We start from the raw sequence: 19,824 nt of genomic DNA, 5'->3' as shown, positions 1-19,824 counted from the left end.
CATACATGAACACACGCAGGCGATACACGCTGGCAGTGCTGGCCGGCCTGATGACCGCAATATCCTTGCCGCAGATGTCGCACGCGGCCGATGACTATCCGAACAAACCCCTGCGCCTGATCGCGCCCAGTTCGCCCGGCGGAATTCTGGACATCACCAGCCGGGTGATAGGCAAGAAGCTGTCAGAGCGGCTCGGTCAGCCGGTGGTGGTGGAGAACATGGCAGGCGCGGCCGGCATCCTGGGCATGCAAGGCCTGCTGCGCGCCGAGCCCGACGGCTACACGATGGTCATGGGCAGCAGCGGCCCGAATGCGGTCAATTACACACTGTACAGCAAGCTGCCGTACGCAATGTCCGACTTCGCCCCGGTGATCCGCATCATCACCATGCCGAACGCGCTGGTGGTCAACGCCAACGCGCCGGTCAAGACGCTGGCGGAGTTCCGCGACTATGCCCGCAAGAAGCAGGGCAACCTGTCCATGGCGGTTTCCATGATCGGCACGTCCGGACACCTGGGCGGAGAGCTGCTGAAGAACCGCCTGGACTTCACCGCGGTCACCGTGCCCTACAAGGGCGCCGCGCCCGCGACCAACGACCTGGTCGCGGGCCAGGTCGACTTCACGGTCGAGAACGTGATCACCGTCGCGCCGCTGGTCAAGGCGGGCAGGCTGCGGGCGCTGGCGGTTACCACCCGCGAGCGCAGCCAGATCCTGCCCGACGTGCCGACGCTGGCCGAGCAAGGCTATCCCGATGTGGACGTCGGCGCCTGGCTGGGCGTACTGGTCGCGGCGCGCACGCCGCCGGCGGTGGTCGCGCGGCTGAACACGGAGCTCAACGCGGTCCTGGCCGATGAAGAGGTGAAGAAGCAGCTGGCGCAGCAGGGCGGCATTCCGCTGGGCGGCACGCCGGCCGAGTTCGACAGCTTCATCCGGTCGGAAAAAGACCGTTGGGAAAAAATCATCAAGGCCGCCGGCATCAAGGCGGAATGACCAGCATGCCGGCGGCCTGGCGCTGCCGGCATGTGTAGGGAGGCATGATCCATGGCAATCGATTATCAAAACCTGCGCAACTGGAAGTTCGAGGACCGCGTCGACCGCTACAGCGCGCGCGACTGCATGATCTACGCGCTGGGCCTGGGCTACGGCAGCGACCCTGCCGATGAAGCCGAGCTGCGCTACGTGCACGAGGACGGGACGGCCGTGGTGCCGACTTTCCTGGCCACCATCGGCGCGCCCAACGGCTGGGCCGCCGATCCGGCCACCGGCATAGACTGGGTCAAGATCCTGCACGGCGAGCATCGCATGACCTTCCACGCGCCGCTGGCCGCGGCCGGCGCGGTGCGCAGCCAGACCCGCGTCACGCGGGTGGTGGACAAGGGCGCCAGCAAAGGTGCGCTGGTGGTGACCGTGCGCGACATTTCGGACGCCGACAGCGGCGCGCCGCTGGCCACGGTGGAGCATGTGTCGTTCTGCCGCGCCGATGGCGGCTTCGGCCAGGGCGACGAACCGCCCGAGGCCTTGCCGGCCACGCCGCAACGCGAGCCCGATCAGGTCGTGCTGCTGTCCACGCTGCCGCAGCAGGCATTGCTCTATCGCCTGAACGGCGATCTCAATCCGGTGCACGCGCTGCCGCACATGGCGCGCACGGCGGGCTTCGACCGGCCCATCCTGCATGGCCTGTGCACCTATGGCATGGCGGCGCGCGCGCTGCTGCAGGCCTGCGCGCCCGGGGGGGCGCAACGCCTGGGCGCCATCGCCGCGCGTTTTTCCGCGCCGTTCTTTCCAGGCGAGACGCTGCGCGTGGAGATCTGGCGCGACGGCGACCGCCTGCAATTCCGCGCGCTGGCGCACGAGCGCGGCACGGTGGTGCTGAGCCACGGCGCCGCCAGCCTGGCGCATTGAGAGAAACCAGAGGTGAACCATGTCTGTACTTGAAGCCCATGCCCGGGAGATGCCCGATGGCATCGCCTACCGCATGATTCCGTCCGGCACCACGGTGACCTGGCGCGAGTTGGAACTGCGCAGCCGCAAATGCGCGGCGGCCTTGCTGGACGCCGGCCTGCAATCCGGCGACGTGATCGCGGTGTTCCTGGAGAACCATCCGCGCTTCTTCGAACTGTTGTGGGCCGCGCACCGCGTCGGCCTGTACTACACCACCATCAGCCGCCACCTCAAGCGCGAGGAAGCGCGCTACATCATCGAGAACTGCGACGCGCGGGTGTTGTTCTACTCCGGCCACACCCAGGCCGAAACGGATGCGGATGCGCTGGACGCGCGCGGCGTGCTGCGCGTCAGCATGGACGGCGCGGACGCCAGCGCGATCCAGTACGAAGACTGGACCGGCCGTTACGCCGACGACGTGGCCCTGCCCGAAACCCCGGAAGGCACGGACTTCCTGTATTCGTCGGGGACCACCGGACTGCCCAAGGGCATCAAGCGCCCGCTGTCCGTGGCCAACCGCTATTTCCGCGTTGGCGACGCGCCCAGCAGCGCCTGGAAGGCCTTCGACCGCGACACCGTCTATCTGTCCACCGCGCCGTTCTACCACGCGGCCCCGGTGCGCTGGAACATGGCGGCGCTGCGGGCGGGCGGCAGCTGCGTCATGATGGAAAAATTCGACGCGGCCGCGGCGCTGGAGGCCATCGCCACCTATGGCGTTACCCATTCGCAATGGGTGCCGACCATGTTCATCCGCCTGCTGCGCCTGCCGCCAGAGGAGCGCGCGCGACACAACCTGTCCACGCTGCGCTACGCGGTGCACGCGGCCGCGCCGTGCCCGGCCGACGTCAAGGAGGCGATGATCGCGTGGTGGGGGCCGATCCTGTACGAGTACTACAGCGGCACCGAACTGGTGGGACGCACCTCGCTGGGCTCCGACGAGTGGCTGGCGCACCGCGGCTCGGTCGGCCGGCCGGAGTTCGGCCAGGCCCACATCATGAGCGAGGACGGGCTGAACGAACTGCCCGCGGGCCAGCCCGGCGTCATCTATTTTTCCGGCGGCGGCTCCTTCGAATATCACAAGGATCCGGACAAGACGCGCGGCGCCTACAACGCGCGCGGCTGGGCCACCTACGGCGATATCGGCTATCTGGACCAGGACGGCTATCTGTACCTGACAGACCGCCTGTCCAACATGATCGTGTCGGGCGGCGTCAACATCTATCCCCAGGAAGCGGAGAACCTGCTGAGCACGCATCCCGCGGTGGCCGACGTGGCGGTGGTCGGCGTGCCGAACACGGAGTTCGGCGAGGAGGTGAAAGCGGTGGTGCAACTGCGCGATCCCGCCGCCGCCAGCCCCGACCTGGCGCAGCAGCTCATCGCCTACTGCCGCGACCGGATCTCGCCCATCAAGTGCCCGAAGAGCGTGGACTTTTCCAGCGACATGCCGCGCACCGAGACCGGCAAGCTGCTCAAGCGCTTGGTCAAGCAACGCTACTGGCCGCAAGCCTAGGCGGCCCGCCATGACAGACCAGGAGACCGCATGAACCCGCAGCGCAAGCTTTTCTCGGCGGAGCACGAACTGTTCCGCGACACGGTGGCGCGCTTCATTGCGCAAGAGATCACGCCCCATCACTACCAATGGGAACAGGAAGGCCTGGTGCCGCGCGAGCTGTGGCGCAAGGCCGGCGCGGCCGGAATCCTGCTGCCCAGCACGCCCGAGGAATACGGCGGCGGCGGCGGCGACTTCCTGCACACCATCATCGTGGTGGAAGAGATCGCCCGTGCGCTGGCCACCGGCGTCACCGGCTTCACCACCCATTCCGACATCGTCGCGCCCTACCTGCTGAACTTCGGCAGCGACCGCCAGAAGCAGCGCGACCTGCCCGGCATGGCCCAGGGCGACATCGTGGCGTCCATCGCCATGACCGAGCCGGGCGCGGGCAGCGACGTCAAGGCGATACGCACGGCGGCGGCCAAGGCGCAGGGCGGCTATGTCATCAACGGCCAGAAGACCTTCATCACCAACGGCTTCCATGCCGACCGCGTGCTGGTGGTGGCCAAGACCGATCCCGCCGCCGGCGCCCGCGGCATCAGCCTGTTCTGGGTCGATACCGCGACGCCCGGATTCACCCGCGGACGCCTTTTGGACAAGGTCGGGCAGAAGGCGCAGGACACGGCCGAACTCTTTTTCCAGGACATGTTCGTGCCGGACGCGGACATGCTGGGCGAGCCGGGGCAGGGCTTCGGCTATTTGATGAAGGAACTGGTGCGCGAGCGCCTGATGATCGCGGTGCGCTGCGCCATGGCGCTGGAGAGCGCGCTGCAATGGACCGTCGACTACACCAAGAACAGGCGCGCTTTCGACAAGGCGTTGATCGACAACCAGCACATCCGCTTCAAGCTGGCCGACATCAAGACCCTGGCCGCCGCCACCCGCGCCTTCGTCGACGGCTGCGTGCAGCAATACCTGGATGGCGAGCTCGATGCCGGCGGCGCGGCCATGGCCAAGCTGTGGGCTTCTGAAGCCACCAGCGCCATCGACGACCTGCTGCAGTTCCACGGCGGCTACGGCTACATGCGCGAATACCCCATCGCCCGCGCCTACACCGACGTGCGGCCCAACCGGATTTACGGCGGCGCTTCGGAGGTCATGCGCGAGCTGATCGCGCGGACGCTTTGAACCTTCTTCTTCGACTTCGACAGGAACAGATCCCTACATGAGCAAGCATCTCTCGAAATCGGTCGCCATCGTCGGCGCCGCGGAATCCGACCTGGGGAAAGTGCCCGGGATGACCTCGCTGGACCTGCAGGCGCAGGCAGCGGCCCGCGCGTTGCGTGATGCCGGGTTGACGCTCAAGGACGTCGACGGCGTGTTCGCGCACGTGGACGACAAGTTCGCCGGCCTGCACCTTGCGGAATACCTGGGCATACGGCCGCGCTACGTCGATTCGACCAGCGTGGGCGGCATGTCCAGCGTCATGCACATCCGCCACGCCATGGCCGCCATCGAGGCCGGCATGTGCGAGGTGGCGCTGGTGGCCTATGGCAGCACCCAGCTGTCGGACGGCACACGCAAAGTGGGCGGCACGCCCGAAGACATGCGCATGCCGCGCGGGCAGTTCATCACGCCGTATGGGCAGCTGAGCCCCATCGGCTACTACGCGATGGTGGCGCAGCTGCACATGCAGCGCTACGGCACCACGCACAAGGACCTGGCCGAAGTGGCGGTGGCGGCGCGCAAATGGGCGCAGCTCAATCCCAAGGCCTACCGCCGCGAGGACACCTCGATCGAGGAAGTCATGGCGTCCAAGATGATTGCCGACCCTCTGCGCCAGCGCGACTGCTGCCTGGTGACCGACGCCGGCGGCGCGGTCATCATCACGTCCGCGGCACGCGCCCGCGAACTCAAGCGGCCGCCGGTCTACGTGATGGGCATCGCCGAATCCTTCTCGCACCACTACACGCCTTTCAACACCGCGGACTGGCTGGACACCAATGTGGCGCAGACGGCGGACGCCGCGCTGGCCATGGCCGGCGTCACGCGCGCCGACATCGATGTGGTGCAGATCTACGACCACTTCACCATCGGCGTGATCCAGTCGCTGGAGGAACTGGGCTTCTGCAAGCGCGGGGAGGGCGGGGCCTTCGTGGCGGACGGGCGCCTGGCTCCCGGAGGCGACTTCCCCATCAATACCTCGGGCGGCGGCCTGTCCTATAACCATCCCGGCCAGTTCGGCATGCTGCTGCTGCTCGAGGCCGTGCACCAATTGCGCAAGGAATGCGGTGAGCGTCAGCTGCCCCGCGCCGAGCTGGCCTTGGTGCATGCGCCCGGCCTGGTTTTTTCCTGCAATACCACCCTGATACTCGGAGTCTGACCATGGATCTCGCCCAACGCCCGCTGCCGCAACCGACCCGGATCACCCAGCCCTACTGGGATGCGGCGAAGGAAAACCGCCTGGTCATCCAGCAGTGCGGCTGCTGCAAGACGCGCCAGTTCTATCCGCGCGAATTCTGCACGGCCTGCCTGTCCGACAGCATCGAATGGATAGCCTCCGCAGGCCAGGGCACCGTCTACACCTACACCGTCAACCGGCGCCCGAGCAACGCGGCCCTGAGCGAAAAAGTGCCTTATGTCGTCGCCATGATCGACCTGGACGAAGGCGTGCGCATGATGGCAAACATCATCGACAGCCCGCCCGAGGCGGTCCGGATAGGAAGCCGGGTGCGGGTGTGCTTCGAACAGGTATCGGACGAGATCACCTTGCCGCAGTTCAGGCTGGAGGCTTGAGCACAGCGCCGGCCCGTGGCCGGCGTTGCTGCGTGGCTACAGGTGCTGCTTGAAGAAAGGAACCAGCTCGGCCATGGCCAGCGCCACGGGTTCGGGCTTGTCATAGAGGTCGTAGTGCGACCAGCCTTCGACCAGCACCATGCGCTTGTCCCTGGAGCCGGCGCGGCCGTAGATTTCCCAGCCGTCGCGGTAGGCGCCGAAGCCGCCCGGCTTGCTGCCCATCACCACCATCAGCGGCTGGGTCAGCAGCACTTCCGCGTTCAGGAAGGCATCCCAGCCCATCGCGGCGCTATTGAAGGAGTACAAACCGCTGGTCGCGCCATTAGGCTGCCGGCCGCGCGGCGTCTTGTAGTACTCGGTGGCTTCCAGCAGGTCGATGTCGGTGATGCCGGCCTGCTTGCCCGCTTCCACCGAGTCCGGCAGGTAATTGATGATGTGGGGCGCGGCGCCCTTGGCCTCCGCCGTGCGCTGCTTGGCCATGGCCTCGATCGCGGCCACCGGATCGAAATTGGCGAAACCCTCCCGGATCAGGCGCCCGAAATTCACGCCGGTGATCGAGGCCAGCGCCTTGATGCGGTGGTCGGTGATGGCGGCGTGGATGGTATAGGCGCCGCCGCCGCAGATGCCGATCGCGCCGATGCGGTTCTCGTCCACATAGGGCAGCGACTGCAGATAGTCGATGGCGTAGCGGATGTCGGACACGCGGATGGCCGGATCCTCCATATAGCGGGGCTCGCCGCCGCTGGCGCCCTGGAAGCTCGCGTCGAAGGCCAGGACGATGAAGCCCTCCTTGGCCAGCCCGGCGCCGTACACATTGCCGCTGGTCTGTTCCTTGCAGCTGCCGATGGGGTGGGTGCTGACGATGGCCGGATACTTTTTCTTCTCGTCGAAACCCGGCGGCAGGTAGAGGTCGGCGGCCGTGTCCCAGCCCAGGTTCCGGTAGCTGACGTGCTTGATGGTGGTCGAGGTCATGATGGTTTCCTTGTCGGGCGGTGTGTGCCAGAGGATGGGGTGATCAGTGATGCAATGGAGTCATCTTAGGAGCGCCATTGATTAAGATAAATACGCATTGAAGGACATGAGAGTTAAGCTATGCTTACCAATATGCCCATGTCGCCCTCGCTACTCCCCGCGCTCGCCTGGTTCGCGCACATCGCCCGCCATCGCAGCTTCACCAAGGCCGCGGCGGAAATGGAAGTGTCGCGCGCGGCCTTGTCGCAGCAGTTGAAGGCGCTCGAACAGCAGTTGAACGTGCGGCTGCTGCATCGCACGACCCGCGACATGTCGCTGACCGAAGAAGGGCAACGGCTGTTCGATGCGCTTGCGCCCGCGCTCGCGTCCATCGAACGCGCAGTCGGCGAACTGGGCGAGGCCTGCGCCGAGCCCGCCGGGCTGATCCGCATCAACACCTCGCGGCCGGCCGCGAGGTTGTTGCTGGAGCCGGGCATGACCCGCTTCCTGGCGGCCTATCCGAAGTTGCGGCTGGAACTGGTCATGAACGACGGCTTCGCCAACATCGTGGCCGAAGGGCTGGACGTCGGCATCCGGCTGGGCGAAAGCCTGGACGAACACATGGTCGCGGTGCCGGTGACCCCCATGCTGGAAATGGCCATCGTCGGCGCGCCGGCCTACTTCGAGCGCCACGGCATCCCCGAAACGCCCGCCGACCTGATGCGGCACAACTGCCTGTCCTACCGCTACACCACCAGCGGCACGATAGACCGCTGGACGTTCAACTCCCCCGATGCCGAGGGCCGCACGATCGTGCTGGAGCCGCAGGGCAACGCCGTCTTCAACGACGACGACAGCATGCTGCGCGCGGCGGTGCAGGGGGTAGGGCTGGTCCAGCACATCGACCTGTGCGTGCGCCAGCAACTGGCCGAGGGCACGCTGGTGCGCGTCCTGCGGCCGTGGTGCAAGCCATTTCCGGGATTCTTTCTTTATGTGCCGTCGCGGGCGCAGATGCCGGCCAAGATACGGGCGCTGATGGATTTCCTGGTGGAACAGCGGCGGTGGTTGGAGCAGGAGAAGCGCGATATCCTGGGGTAGCCGGCGCGCGGTTGGCGCAGGCAAATAAAAAAGGCCGGTCTGACTTTGAATCAGACCGGCCTTCTGCGGTATTTGGTGGAGCCGGGGGGAATTGAACCCCCGTCCGCAAGCCCTCCGCAACCAGTTCTACATGCGTAGTCGATTTATTTGGTTTTAACCCTGGACTTAGCCAACCGACAGGCCGGACCAGAGCGATTCACGTAATTTAAATTTGAACCGTGTGACCCCAGTTCAAACCGATTCCTTGTGAATGTCGCTGCTGCGGTTCGAGGGTTGCCCCTCTAGGAAGTTGCCTTCCCCCGCCTGACCCAAGGACAGATCAGTGCAGCGGCTCACCGCTTAAGCGGCGAGAGCGAAACGCTCGTCGTTGGCGTTTGTAGTGTTCCAGTGGTTTAACGAGCGTACTGGTGCTCGGCATGCCCTGAGTTGTTTCGCGACCCACGTCGAATCCGGATCGGCCCCAAGAACATCTATTGTACTGGGAAATGCCATAGCCTGCTGCATCGTCTGCGCCGCCATGCCCGGGCGTGGCGCAGACGATACAGGCGGGGCGTCAGGCGGCGTTGGCGCAGGCCGCCTTGGGCTCCCGGCGCGGGCGCGAAGCCGCCATCAGCGCGAAGGCCAGGATCACGGAGACGCCGACGATGACGGCCGCGGCCCAGCCCAGCGAGGCCAGCCCGTAGTTGTCGATGACGTACCCGCCGACCACGGCGCCCAGGCCGATGCCGGTATTGGCGCCCGAGATATTCAGGGACGCGGCAAAGGCCGGCGCTTCCGGCGCGGACTTCATTAGCCGAACGTGGCAGACGATGAAGAGGGCGGCTTGCGCAATGCCCCAGACGCCCAGCGCCACGGCCAGCAGGCCATGCGATTGCATCACGGGGGCGATCACGGCCAGCCCGGCCGCCATCAGGGCCGAAAAGAGCGCGGTCGCGCCCAGCGGGCTGCGGTCGACCATGCGGCCGCCCAGGGTGTTGCCGATCAAGCCGACGGCGCCGAACGCCATCATGGTCCAGCCCACGATCTGGCCGTTGAAGCCGGCCAATCGCTCCAGCATGTCCGCCAGGTAGGTGTAGGCCGTGAACATGCCAGTGAAAACCAGCAGCGACAGCAGCACATGTCCCACCACGATCGGATTGCGCAGGATGCGCAGTTGCGTGATGAGCTTGACGCTATCGGCGCGGATGCGGGTGCTGGGGAAGGCGAACAGCAAGAGCAGGGCCTTGGCGAACGCCACCGCCGACAGCACGCCAAAGGCGGCGCGCCAGCCGAAGGCGTCGGAAATCAGCACGCCGATGGGGATGCCGAACACCGTGGCCGCGACGATGCCGAAGGCGACCATGGAGATGGCGCGGCCGGCGCGCGCCGGGCCGACCAGCTCCACGGCCGTGGCGCTGGCCAGCGACCAGAATACGGGCAGCGCCAGGGCAGGGACGAGGCGAGCCACGGCCATGACCCAGATGTTCGGCGCGACGGCCGCCAGGGCGTTGGACAGGCCGAACAGCACCAGCACGCCGATGAACAGCCGCTTGCGCTCGATATTGGCCATGAGCGCCGTGAGCAGCGGACCGGTCGCCGCCACCGTGAAGGCGAACAGCGATACCAGCAGGCCGGCCTGGGACACGGTGACGTCCAGGTCGCGGGCCAGGCCGGGCAGCAGCCCGATGATCAGGAACTCTGTCGTCAGGATGGTGAAGCCGGCGGCGGAAAGTAACAGGATGGGCAATAGCATAGGCATTCCTCTGGCGCGGCGCGGGATGGCGGCGCGCGGGCGGCGTTGTGGGCGGTCTAAAAAAAGGTCAGGGGTGCGCCGGCCGGAGCGCCGGGCAGAGCATCGGGGCCGAAAGGCGCCGGTGCGGGGATCAGTGGCGGCGGATGGTACTGGCCGCAACTGCCGGCATCAGCCGGAAAAGGCAATCGGGAAGCACCCGCATGCCTTGCATGAGTCACACTTTAAGTGACTATGGTTTCAGGATAAAGACCCTGGTGTCGGAAATATTGTTCGGGTAACTCAACTAATTCCTGCGAACAACCAAAAGGCCGGAACCGGGCCGCATGGCGGCCCGGCCGTGCAGACTTAGCGCAGATCGCTGGGCAGCAGCGGATGGATGGCGGACCAGAGTTCCGCGGGGGTATTGGCGCAGGTTTCCGCTTCCCAGGCCGTGATGTTGTCGTCCTCGCCGACGTAGCCGTAAGCGGCCGCCACCGCGGGCATGCCTGCCGCGTGCGCGGCCTGGATGTCGCGCAGGTCGTCGCCGACATAGACGCAGCGGTCTACGGCGAAGCCGGCTTCGCGCGCGGCGTGCTGCAGCGGCAGCGGGTGCGGCTTGGCGTGCGCCGTGGTGTCGCCGCAGACCAGGACCGCGCTGTCGCGCGTCAGGTCCAGGTATTCGACGATGGGCAGCGTCAGGTAGGTGACCTTGTTGGTCACGATGCCCCAGGACAGTCCGCGGCTGCGGATGTCCGCCAGCAGCGCTTCGATGCCGGGAAACAGCTTGCTGTGGACGGTGGAGCCGGCGGCGTAGTCTTCCAGGAACTGAAGGCGGGTGGGCTCGTAGTCGGCGTCGCCCGGTTTCAGGTCCAGCGCCACGCGCAGCAGGCCGCGCGCGCCCTGGGATGCGACCGGACGCAAGGCCTCGTAGGGCATCGGTTCCAGGCCCTTGCGGGTGCGCTGGCGGTTGGCCGCGGCGGCCAGGTCGGGGGCGGTGTCGGCCAGCGTGCCGTCGAAGTCGAACAGGATCAGGGCGCTCATTTGCGGGTAGCCATCAGGTAGTTGACCGAGGTGTCGGACGACAGGGTGTAGATCTGGGTGATCGGGTTGTATTCCATGCCGCGCATGCTGACCGGTTCCAGGTTGGCGCCGCGCGCGGCCGCCGACAGCTCGCTGGGCTTGATGAACTGGTCATAGCTGTGCGTGCCGCGCGGCAGCAGGCGCAGGACATATTCGGCGCCCACGATGGCGAACAGGAAGGACTTGGGATTACGGTTCAGCGTCGAAAAGAACACCCAGCCGCCCGGTTTGACCAGGGTCGAGCAGGCGCGCACGACGGACGCCGGGTCCGGCACGTGTTCCAGCATTTCCATGCAGGTCACCACGTCGTACTGACCGGGTTGTTCCGCTGCGAGTTCCTCTACGGGAACCTTGCGGTACTCCACCTTCACGCCGGATTCCAGGCCATGCAGGCGAGCCACTTTCAGGGACTTGTCGGCCAGGTCGATGCCGGTGACCTCGGCGCCGCTGCGCGCCATGGCTTCGGACAGGATGCCGCCGCCGCAGCCCACGTCCAGCACCTTCTTGCCCGCCAGGCTGCCTGCGCATTCCTGGATCCATTCCAGCCGCAGCGGGTTGATGGCGTGCAGAGGCTTGAACTCGCTTTCGGGATCCCACCAGCGGCTGGCCAGGGCGCCGAACTTGTCGATTTCGGCCTGGTCGGCGTTGATGGCGGGGCGGGCGGTGTCGTGAGTTTGCGTAGTCATGGGCAGGTTCAGCGTAAGGCGACTCTATGACTCTATATATAGAGGGGTCCGTCGCGCCGGGCGAGGGAGGGGCGGCGCAGCCCTGCACCGCTTTGGTGCGTGGCCGGCGAAAAAAAGGGCCTCGCTATGCGAGGCCCCCTTATTGTAGCTAGTCCAGCAATTACTTGCGGCTACCCACGATTTCGATCTCAACGCGACGGTTTTGGGCGCGGCCTTCCTTCGTCTTGTTGGAAGCGATCGGGTTCAGCTCACCCTTGCCTTCCGTGTAGATACGGTTCGGGTCGATACCCTTGCTGACCAGGTAGGTCTTGACCGAAGCGGCGCGGCGCTCGGACAGCTTCTGGTTGTAGGCTTCCGTACCGATCGAGTCGGTGTGGCCCACAGCAATGATGGTTTCGAGGTCGATACCGCGAGCTTGCTGGGCGACTTGGTCCAGCAGCTGACGGCCTTCGGGCTTCAGCGTCGACTTGTCGAAGTCGAAGAACGTGTCAGCATTGAACACGACCTTGGCCGCCATCGGGGCCGGCTTCGCCTTCTGTTGTGCAACCGGAACGCCGTCGCAACCGGGGATGCCGGTGGCCGGGGTCCAGAATGCATCGCGCCAGCACAGTTCGTTCGTGCCGTTCTTCCAAACGTCACCGAACGGGTTGCGCCAGTTGTCCACGGTTTGCGCGGAAGCTACACCAGAGGCCGTGACGGCGGCGAAGGCGAGCGCCAGAGCGAATTTGGAGGGTTTGTTCATGTTTCTCCTCGTTGAGCTTGAAGCTGGATAAGTGACTCGCAGCGAACCCCCGCCGCATATCAGGAAAACGGGGCCAGTATAGCAACGCCAAGAGCTGGTTCAAAGGAATAGCTACTGGGTTTCCTGCGTGCTGGAAACAATCTTAAGGCATTTGGGGGGCTTTGGCTTCCCTGGAGAGGCGCATTGGCGCTGGATATGACGTTTTCGGCGCTCCTTCGGTTTTCCATGTTGGTTTTTGACAACAGGGCCGCGGGACGCGGGCGGACGCGCGGTCGGTCGCCGCCCCATATCTTCCGCTCCGGCCGGTCGAGGCGCTACTTGGGGAGCGCCTTCTGACCTCTACGGGAATCGGATGATAGAATTTCCTGTTTACCCGGCCCGGGTTCCTCCTTACACGATTCTGTCGTTATATATATGGATTCCTTTGCCAAGGAGACGCTTCCGGTATCGCTGGAAGAAGAGATGCGCCGCAGTTACCTCGATTACGCGATGAGCGTGATCGTCGGGCGGGCGCTACCGGATGTGCGGGACGGCCTCAAGCCTGTCCACCGGCGCGTGCTCTACGCGATGCACGAACTGAACAACGACTGGAACCGCGCCTATAAGAAGTCGGCGCGTATCGTCGGGGACGTCATCGGTAAATACCACCCCCACGGCGACCAGTCCGTCTACGACACCATCGTCCGCATGGCGCAGGATTTTTCCATGCGCTACATGCTGGTCGACGGCCAGGGCAACTTCGGCTCGATCGACGGCGATAACGCCGCGGCGATGCGTTACACCGAAATCCGCCTGGCCAAGATCGCCCACGAATTGCTGGCCGACATCGACCAGGAAACGGTGGACTTTGGCCCCAATTACGACGGCAGCGAACAAGAACCGCTGCTGTTGCCGTCGCGCCTGCCCAACCTGCTGGTCAACGGCAGCTCGGGCATCGCGGTGGGCATGGCCACCAACATTCCGCCCCACAACCTCCAGGAAGTGGTCGACGGCTGCCTGTACTGCCTGCGCAATCCGGGCTGCTCGGTCGATGAGCTCATGGAGCTCATCCCGGCCCCCGATTTCCCCACCGGCGGCATCATCTACGGCATGTCCGGCGTGCGCGAAGGCTATCGCACCGGTCGCGGTCGCGTCATCATGCGCGCCAAGACCCACTTCGAAGACATGGAGAAGGGCAACCGCCAGGCCATCGTGGTCGACGCGATCCCCTACCAGGTCAACAAGAAGACGCTGCAGGAACGCATCGCCGAGCTCGTCAACGACAAGAAGATCGAAGGCATCTCGGACATCCGCGACGAGTCCGACAAGGACGGGATGCGGCTGGTCATCGAGCTCAAGCGCGGCGAGGTTCCCGAGGTTGTCCTGAACAACCTCTATAAGAACACGCAACTGCAAGACACCTTCGGGATGAACCTGGTGGCGCTGGTCGACGGCCAGCCCCGCCTGCTCAACCTGAAGCAGATGATCGACTACTTCCTGCAGCATCGCCGCGAAGTGGTCACGCGCCGCACGGTGTTCCAGTTGCGCAAGGCCCGCGAACGCGGCCACGTGCTGGAAGGCCTGGCCGTCGCGCTCGCCAACATCGACGATTTCATCGCCATCATCAAGGCGGCGCCGACCCCCCCGGTCGCGCGCCAGGAACTGATGGCGAAGTCGTGGGATTCGTCGCTGGTGCGCGAAATGCTGTCGCGCGCCGACGGCGATACGCCGGGAGGCCGCGCGGCCTTCCGTCCGGACGACCTGGGCGCCGAGTTCGGCCTCCAGGGCGACGGCCTGTACCGCCTGAGCGACACGCAGGCCCAGGAAATCCTGAACATGCGCCTGCAACGCCTGACCGGGCTGGAGCAGGACAAGATCGTCGGCGAATACAAGGACATCATGTCCACCATCGCCGACCTGCTGGATATCCTGGCGCGCCCCGAGCGCATCACGACGATCATTGGCGAAGAGCTGCAGGCCATCAAGGCGGAGTTCTCGACCGGCGCGAAGGATACGCGCCGCTCGGAAATCGAACTCAACGCCACCGAGCTCGACACCGAAGACCTGATCACCCCGACCGACATGGTCGTGACCCTGTCGCACGGCGGCTACATCAAGAGCCAGCCGCTGTCCGAGTACCGCTCGCAAAAGCGTGGCGGACGCGGCAAGCAGGCCACGGCCATGAAGGAAAACGACTGGATCGACCAGTTGTTCATCGCCAACACGCACGACTTCCTGCTGTGCTTCTCCAACCGCGGCCGCGTGTACTGGCTGAAGGTCTGGGAAGTGCCGCAAGGCACGCGCAATTCGCGCGGCAAGCCCATCGTCAACATGTTCCCGTTGGCCGAAGGCGAGAAGATCACCGTGGTGTTGCCGGTCAAGGAATTCAGCGAAGACCACTACGTCTTCATGGCGACCTCGCGCGGTACGGTCAAGAAGACCCCGCTGTCCGACTTCTCCAACCCGCGCAAGGCCGGCATCATCGCCGTGGACCTGGACGACGGCGACTACCTGATTGGCGCCGACCTGACCGACGGCCAGCATGACGTCATGCTGTTCTCGGACGCCGGCAAGGCCGTGCGCTTCGACGAGAACGACGTGCGTCCGATGGGCCGCAACGCCCGTGGCGTGCGCGGCATGATGCTGGAAGACACCCAGACCGTCATCGCGCTGCTCGTGGCTGGCGACGAAACGCAAAGCGTGCTGACCGCCACCGAAAACGGTTACGGCAAGCGCACGCCGATCACCGAGTACACGCGCCACGGCCGCGGCACCAAGGGCATGATCGCCATCCAGACCAGCTCGCGCAACGGCAAGGTCGTGGGCGCCGTGCTGGTCATGCCTTCGGACGAGATCATGCTGATCACGACCGGCGGCGTGCTGGTGCGCACCCGCGTCTCTGAAATCCGCGAAATGGGCCGCGCCACGCAAGGCGTCACGCTCATCAACGTCGACGACGGCAGTTCCCTGTCCGGCGTGCGTCGCGTCGTGGAAAGCGATGCGGACGATGACGGCGACCTGGGCGAAGACGGCCAGGACGCGGATGGCGGCGACGACAACGGCGCTGCGGACTCGACGGATTCGACGGAACCTACGGAGCAATAATGGCCCGCCCCTGGAACTTCTCGGCAGGCCCCTCGGCCTTGCCCGAGGTGGTGCTGCAGCAAGCCGCTGCGGAAATGCTGGACTGGCACGGCAGCGGCATGTCCGTGATGGAAATGAGCCATCGCGGCAAGCATTTCGTGCAGATCTGCGATGAAGCCGAGTCCGATCTGCGTGACCTGCTTGGACTGCCGGCGGATTACGCCGTCATGTTCATGCAGGGCGGCGGTTCCGGGGAAAACGCCATCGTCCCCATGAATCTCATGGGACGCCGCGGTACGCCGGCGGCCGACTTCGTCGTGACGGGCCATTGGTCCAAGCGTTCGTACAAGGAAGCCGGCCGCTACGGCAGCACCCATGTGGCGGCAAGCAGCGAGCAGGCCATCCAGCTGGATGGCCGCGAGCAGGCGCCGCTGACCTGGGTGCCGCCGGTCGATACCTGGCAAGTGCGCCAGGATTCGGCCTATCTGCACCTGTGCAGCAATGAAACCATCGGCGGCGTCGAGTTCATGGACTGGCCCGACACCGCCGCGCTGGGCGCCCCCGACGTGCCGCTGGTCGTCGACGCGTCCTCGCATTTCCTGTCGCGTCCGATGGACGTGACGCGCTGCGGCATGATGTACGCTGGCGCGCAGAAGAACGCCGGCCCGGCGGGCGTGACCATGGTCATCGCGCGCCGCGACCTGATCGGCCACGCCTTGCCGATCTGCCCGTCCGCGTTCGACTACGCCAACGTGGCAGCCGAACACTCGCGCTACAACACCCCGCCCACCTTCGCCATCTACGTCGCCGGCCTGGTGTTCAAGTGGGTCAAGGCCAATGGCGGCGTGGCCGGCATGGAAGCCGCGAACAAGGCCAAGGCCGATCTGCTGTACGGCTATCTGGACAGCACCAGCTTCTACCGCAACCCCATCCACGCACCCGTGCGTTCGCGCATGAACGTGCCGTTCGTGCTGCGCGACGAATCGCTCAACGACGCCTTCCTGCAAGGCGCGGACGCGGCCGGCCTGACGCAGCTCAAGGGCCACAAGAGCGTGGGCGGCATGCGCGCCTCGATCTACAACGCGGTGCCCCTGGCCGGGGTCTCGGCGCTGGTCGAGTACCTCAAGGAATTCGAGCGTCGCTATGGATGACGATCTGCAGCGCAAGCTGCTCCCCCTGCGTCAGCGCATCGACGCGTTGGACGCCCAGATCCTCGACCTCCTGACGCAGCGCGCAAGCGCCGCGCTGGAAGTGGGCGAGGCCAAGCACGCCGCGAATGCCGATGGCCCCGTGTTGCGCCCCGAGCGCGAAGCCGAGGTCATCCGCCGCCTGCAACAGTCCAATCCCGGCCCGTTCCCGAACACCGGCGTGGCCGCGGTCTGGACCGAAATCATCTCGGCCTGCCGCGGCCTGGAGCGCGGCATGACGGTCGCCTTCCTGGGGCCGCAGGGCTCGTTCTCGGAGCAGGCCGCGCAGGAGCATTTCGGCCACGCTGTGCAGAAGCTGCCGTGCGCTTCGTTCGATGAAGTGTTCCGCGCCGTCGAGGCGGGGCAGGCCGACGTCGGCATGGTCCCGGTCGAGAACTCCACCGAAGGCGCGGTCAACCGCAGCCTGGACCTGCTGCTGAACACACCGCTGAAGATCCTGGGCGAGCGTTCGCTGGTGATACGCCACTGCCTGATGTCGCAGTCCGGCAGCATGGACGGCATCAAGACGATTTCCGCGCACCCGCAGGCGCTGGCCCAGTGCCAGGGCTGGCTCACGCGCAACTATCCCGACGTGGCCCGCGTGGCCGCGTCCAGCAATTCCGAGGCCGCGCGCGCGGCAGCCGGCGACCCGAGCATCGCGGCGATCGCCGGCGAAGTGGCGGCGCCCGCCTGGAACCTGCAGATCGTGGCCGCAGGCATTCAGGACGACCCGCACAACCGCACGCGCTTCCTGGCGATCGGCAACATCGAGCCGCTGGTCAGCGGCAAGGACAAGACCAGCCTGATCCTGGCCGTGCCGAACCGCGCTGGCGCCGTCTACGAAATGCTGGCGCCGCTGGCGGCCAACGGCGTGTCCATGACGCGCTTCGAGTCGCGGCCGGCCCGCACCGGCCAGTGGGAATACTATTTTTATGTGGACGTCCTGGGTCACCGCAATGATCCGAACGTTGAACGCGCCCTGGCCGCCTTGCAGGCGCAGGTTGCCTACCTGAAAGTGCTGGGTTCCTACCCGGCGCCGTGAGCCCTTCCGACATGACCACCGCATCCAAGCCCCTCGTTGCTCCGGCGCACGTCAGCGCCATCGCGCCTTACCAGGCGGGCAAGCCCATCGAAGAACTGGCCCGCGAATTCGGGCTGGACCCGGCCGGCATCGTCAAGCTGGCGTCCAATGAAAACCCGCTGGGCATGCCCAAGTCGGCGCGCGAGGCGATGCTGGCCGCGGCCGAGTCGCTGGCGCGCTATCCCGATCCCAACGGCTTCGACCTGAAGTCGGCGCTGGCTGAACGCTATGGCGTGCCGATGAGCTGGGTCACGCTGGGCAACGGCTCCAACGACATCCTGGAAATCGCGGCGCTGGCGCTGCTGGAGCCGGGCGTGTCGGCGGTCTATGCGCAGCATTCGTTCGCGGTCTACCGCCTGGCCACCCAGGCGCGCGGCGCGCGCCACATCGTGGTGCCGGCCAAGGACTATGGCCATGACCTGGACGCGATGTTCGATGCCATCGCCGACGACACGCGGCTGCTGTTCATCGCCAACCCGAACAACCCCACCGGCACCTTCGTGCCGGGCGACCAGATCGCGGCCTTCCTGGAGCGCGTCCACGCCGCCCACGGCGATCGCGTCACGGTGGTGCTGGACGAGGCCTACAACGAGTACCTGGATCCCGAGTTCCGCTTCGACAGCACCGCGCTGGTGCGCCGCTATCCCAACCTGATCGTGTCGCGCACCTTCTCCAAGGCCTACGGCCTGGCGGGTCTGCGCGTGGGCTTCGCGGTGGCGCAGCCCGCCCTGACGGATCTGCTGAATCGCGTGCGCCAGCCCTTCAACGTCAATACGCTGGCGCAGGCCGCGGCCATCGCCGCGCTGCGCGACACGGCCTACCTGGAAGAGGCCTATGCCTCCAACAAGGCGGGCAAGGCGCAGCTCTGCGCCGCGTTCGAGCGCCTGAAGCTGCGCTACGTGCCCAGCTACGGCAACTTCGTGCTGGTGCATGTGGGCGACGCCCCGCGCATCAACCTGGAACTGCTCAAGCGCGGCGTGATCGTGCGCCCGGTCGCCGGCGACGGCTTGCCGGAGTGGCTGCGGGTGTCCATCGGACTGCCGCAGGAAAACGAGCGGTTCATCGAAGCCCTGACCGCCATCCTGTCCGCATGAACGACGCGTCACCGAAATCCGATCAGGGGGCCGCTGGCCCCCTGATTCCTGTATTGGCCGTCGTAGGGGTGGGCCTGATCGGCGGATCCTTCGCCGCGGCCTTGCGCCGGGCGGGGCAGGTGGGCCGGGTGCTGGGAGTAGGGCGCAACGCGCAATCGCTGGCCCGCGCCGTTGAATTGGGCTTGATCGACGAGGCTGCTTCGGCCGAGGAAGCCGCGGCGCGTGCCGACCTGATCCTGCTGGCGACGCCAGTGGGCGGGTTGGGCGACGTGCTGTCGCGCATGCGTGCGCATCTGCGCTCCGATACCGTGCTGACGGATGGGGGCAGTACCAAGGCCGAAGTGGTCGAGGCCGCGCGGGTCGCGCTGGGCGATCGCGTCGCGCAATTCGTGCCTGGCCATCCCATCGCCGGCGCCGAACGCAGCGGACCCGAGGCGGCCGATGCCGGCCTGTATCGTAAGCGCACCGTGATCCTGACGCCCTTGGCCGAGAACGGCGAGTCGTCCCTGGAGCTGGTGCGCCGCGCGTGGCAGGCTTGCGGAGCCGATGTGATCGACATGGACGCCGACGCCCATGACCGGGTGCTGGCCTCGGTCAGCCATCTGCCGCATCTGCTGTCGGCGGTATACATGGAACAGGTGGCCGAGGCCGCCGACGCCGCCACGCGCCTGGAGCTGGCAGGCAGCGGCTTTCGCGACTTCACGCGTATCGCCGCGGGTTCGCCCGAAATGTGGCGCGATATTTTTCTGTCCAACCGCGATGCGATGCTGGCCGAACTGGCCGACGTGCGCGCGGTGCTGGACCGTGCCGAACGCGCCATTGCCGACGGCGATGGCGCGGCTTTGCTGACGCTGCTGGACACGGCGGCCCGCGCCCGCCGCAACTGGCGCAAGGAGTAGCTGA

Annotated in this window: 17 protein-coding genes and 1 other RNA gene; 12 read left to right on the top strand and 6 right to left on the bottom strand. The window is 66.1% G+C overall.

The window, feature by feature from the left end:
* Positions 1-5 precede the first annotated feature (5 nt).
* Genes NGK62_RS02375 through NGK62_RS02350 form a run of 6 tightly spaced genes read left to right on the top strand, consistent with a single transcriptional unit; the run spans position 6 to position 6,228 of the window.
* Positions 6-989: a Bug family tripartite tricarboxylate transporter substrate binding protein gene (locus NGK62_RS02375; RefSeq protein WP_059374542.1), complete on the top strand. Its 984-nt coding sequence runs from the start codon at positions 6-8 to the stop codon at positions 987-989.
* Between the two features lie 51 nt (positions 990-1,040).
* Complete coding sequence (locus NGK62_RS02370) at positions 1,041-1,901, top strand: MaoC/PaaZ C-terminal domain-containing protein (protein WP_251877280.1); 861 nt, start codon at positions 1,041-1,043, stop codon at positions 1,899-1,901.
* A 19-nt stretch (positions 1,902-1,920) separates the two neighbouring features.
* Entirely contained in the window at positions 1,921-3,450 is a 1,530-nt protein-coding gene (locus NGK62_RS02365) for an AMP-binding protein (protein WP_251877277.1), read from the top strand.
* Between the two features lie 30 nt (positions 3,451-3,480).
* On the top strand, positions 3,481-4,620 hold the full coding sequence (locus tag NGK62_RS02360) for an acyl-CoA dehydrogenase family protein (protein ID WP_251877275.1): 1,140 nt from the start codon (positions 3,481-3,483) through the stop codon (positions 4,618-4,620).
* A gap of 37 nt (positions 4,621-4,657) precedes the next feature.
* On the top strand, positions 4,658-5,815 hold the full coding sequence (locus NGK62_RS02355; RefSeq protein ID WP_054450871.1) for an acetyl-CoA acetyltransferase: 1,158 nt from the start codon (positions 4,658-4,660) through the stop codon (positions 5,813-5,815).
* Between the two features lie 2 nt (positions 5,816-5,817).
* Positions 5,818-6,228 (top strand): Zn-ribbon domain-containing OB-fold protein, encoded by a 411-nt coding sequence (locus tag NGK62_RS02350; protein WP_118933414.1) that lies wholly within the window; start codon positions 5,818-5,820, stop codon positions 6,226-6,228.
* Between the two features lie 36 nt (positions 6,229-6,264).
* On the opposite strand, the gene NGK62_RS02345 is transcribed toward NGK62_RS02350, so the two are convergent.
* Positions 6,265-7,200 carry an alpha/beta hydrolase gene (locus NGK62_RS02345; protein WP_059374531.1) on the bottom strand — a complete coding sequence of 312 codons (936 nt, stop codon included), beginning with the start codon at positions 7,198-7,200 and terminating at the stop codon, positions 6,265-6,267.
* 120 nt (positions 7,201-7,320) lie between these two features.
* On the opposite strand from NGK62_RS02345, the gene NGK62_RS02340 reads away from it, so the two are divergent.
* Positions 7,321-8,277: a LysR family transcriptional regulator gene (locus NGK62_RS02340; protein WP_251877273.1), complete on the top strand. Its 957-nt coding sequence runs from the start codon at positions 7,321-7,323 to the stop codon at positions 8,275-8,277.
* 73 nt (positions 8,278-8,350) lie between these two features.
* On the opposite strand, the gene ssrA is transcribed toward NGK62_RS02340, so the two are convergent.
* The 5 genes from ssrA to ompA all read right to left on the bottom strand — a co-directional run bounded on the left by ssrA (position 8,351) and on the right by ompA (position 12,496).
* Positions 8,351-8,739: a transfer-messenger RNA gene (gene ssrA, locus NGK62_RS02335) on the bottom strand.
* Between the two features lie 91 nt (positions 8,740-8,830).
* The gene (locus NGK62_RS02330) at positions 8,831-10,009 is read right to left on the bottom strand and encodes an MFS transporter (protein WP_251877272.1); all 1,179 of its coding nucleotides are present in this window, start codon (positions 10,007-10,009) and stop codon (positions 8,831-8,833) included.
* 345 nt (positions 10,010-10,354) lie between these two features.
* Entirely contained in the window at positions 10,355-11,029 is a 675-nt protein-coding gene (locus tag NGK62_RS02325) for an HAD-IA family hydrolase (RefSeq protein ID WP_059374526.1), read from the bottom strand.
* A complete protein-coding gene (gene ubiG, locus NGK62_RS02320; RefSeq protein WP_118933412.1) occupies positions 11,026-11,754 on the bottom strand; it encodes a bifunctional 2-polyprenyl-6-hydroxyphenol methylase/3-demethylubiquinol 3-O-methyltransferase UbiG in 729 nt (242 codons plus the stop codon). Before ubiG ends, NGK62_RS02325 begins: the two co-directional genes overlap by 4 nt.
* Positions 11,755-11,914: 160 nt before the next feature.
* Positions 11,915-12,496 (bottom strand): outer membrane protein OmpA, encoded by a 582-nt coding sequence (gene ompA, locus NGK62_RS02315; protein WP_013392385.1) that lies wholly within the window; start codon positions 12,494-12,496, stop codon positions 11,915-11,917.
* A gap of 414 nt (positions 12,497-12,910) precedes the next feature.
* On the opposite strand from ompA, the gene gyrA reads away from it, so the two are divergent.
* The 5 genes from gyrA to NGK62_RS02290 are packed head-to-tail and all read left to right on the top strand — an operon-like array spanning position 12,911 to position 19,820.
* A complete protein-coding gene (gene gyrA / locus NGK62_RS02310; protein ID WP_054450882.1) occupies positions 12,911-15,580 on the top strand; it encodes a DNA gyrase subunit A in 2,670 nt (889 codons plus the stop codon).
* Positions 15,580-16,710 (top strand): 3-phosphoserine/phosphohydroxythreonine transaminase, encoded by a 1,131-nt coding sequence (gene serC, locus NGK62_RS02305; RefSeq protein WP_059374521.1) that lies wholly within the window; start codon positions 15,580-15,582, stop codon positions 16,708-16,710. The genes gyrA and serC overlap by 1 nt, the downstream gene beginning before the upstream one ends.
* The gene (pheA, locus tag NGK62_RS02300) at positions 16,703-17,788 is read left to right on the top strand and encodes a prephenate dehydratase (protein ID WP_251877270.1); all 1,086 of its coding nucleotides are present in this window, start codon (positions 16,703-16,705) and stop codon (positions 17,786-17,788) included. Before serC ends, pheA begins: the two co-directional genes overlap by 8 nt.
* An 11-nt stretch (positions 17,789-17,799) precedes the next feature.
* Entirely contained in the window at positions 17,800-18,921 is a 1,122-nt protein-coding gene (gene hisC / locus NGK62_RS02295; RefSeq protein ID WP_059375308.1) for a histidinol-phosphate transaminase, read from the top strand.
* A complete protein-coding gene (locus NGK62_RS02290) occupies positions 18,918-19,820 on the top strand; it encodes a prephenate dehydrogenase (protein WP_251877268.1) in 903 nt (300 codons plus the stop codon). The genes hisC and NGK62_RS02290 overlap by 4 nt, the downstream gene beginning before the upstream one ends.
* Positions 19,821-19,824 lie beyond the last annotated feature (4 nt).

Origin of the sequence: Achromobacter sp. Marseille-Q4954, from assembly GCF_943737025.1 — a bacterium.
Lineage (GTDB): Bacteria > Pseudomonadota > Gammaproteobacteria > Burkholderiales > Burkholderiaceae_B > Achromobacter > Achromobacter bronchisepticus_A.
This window is presented reverse-complemented; position numbering and strand designations above follow the sequence as displayed.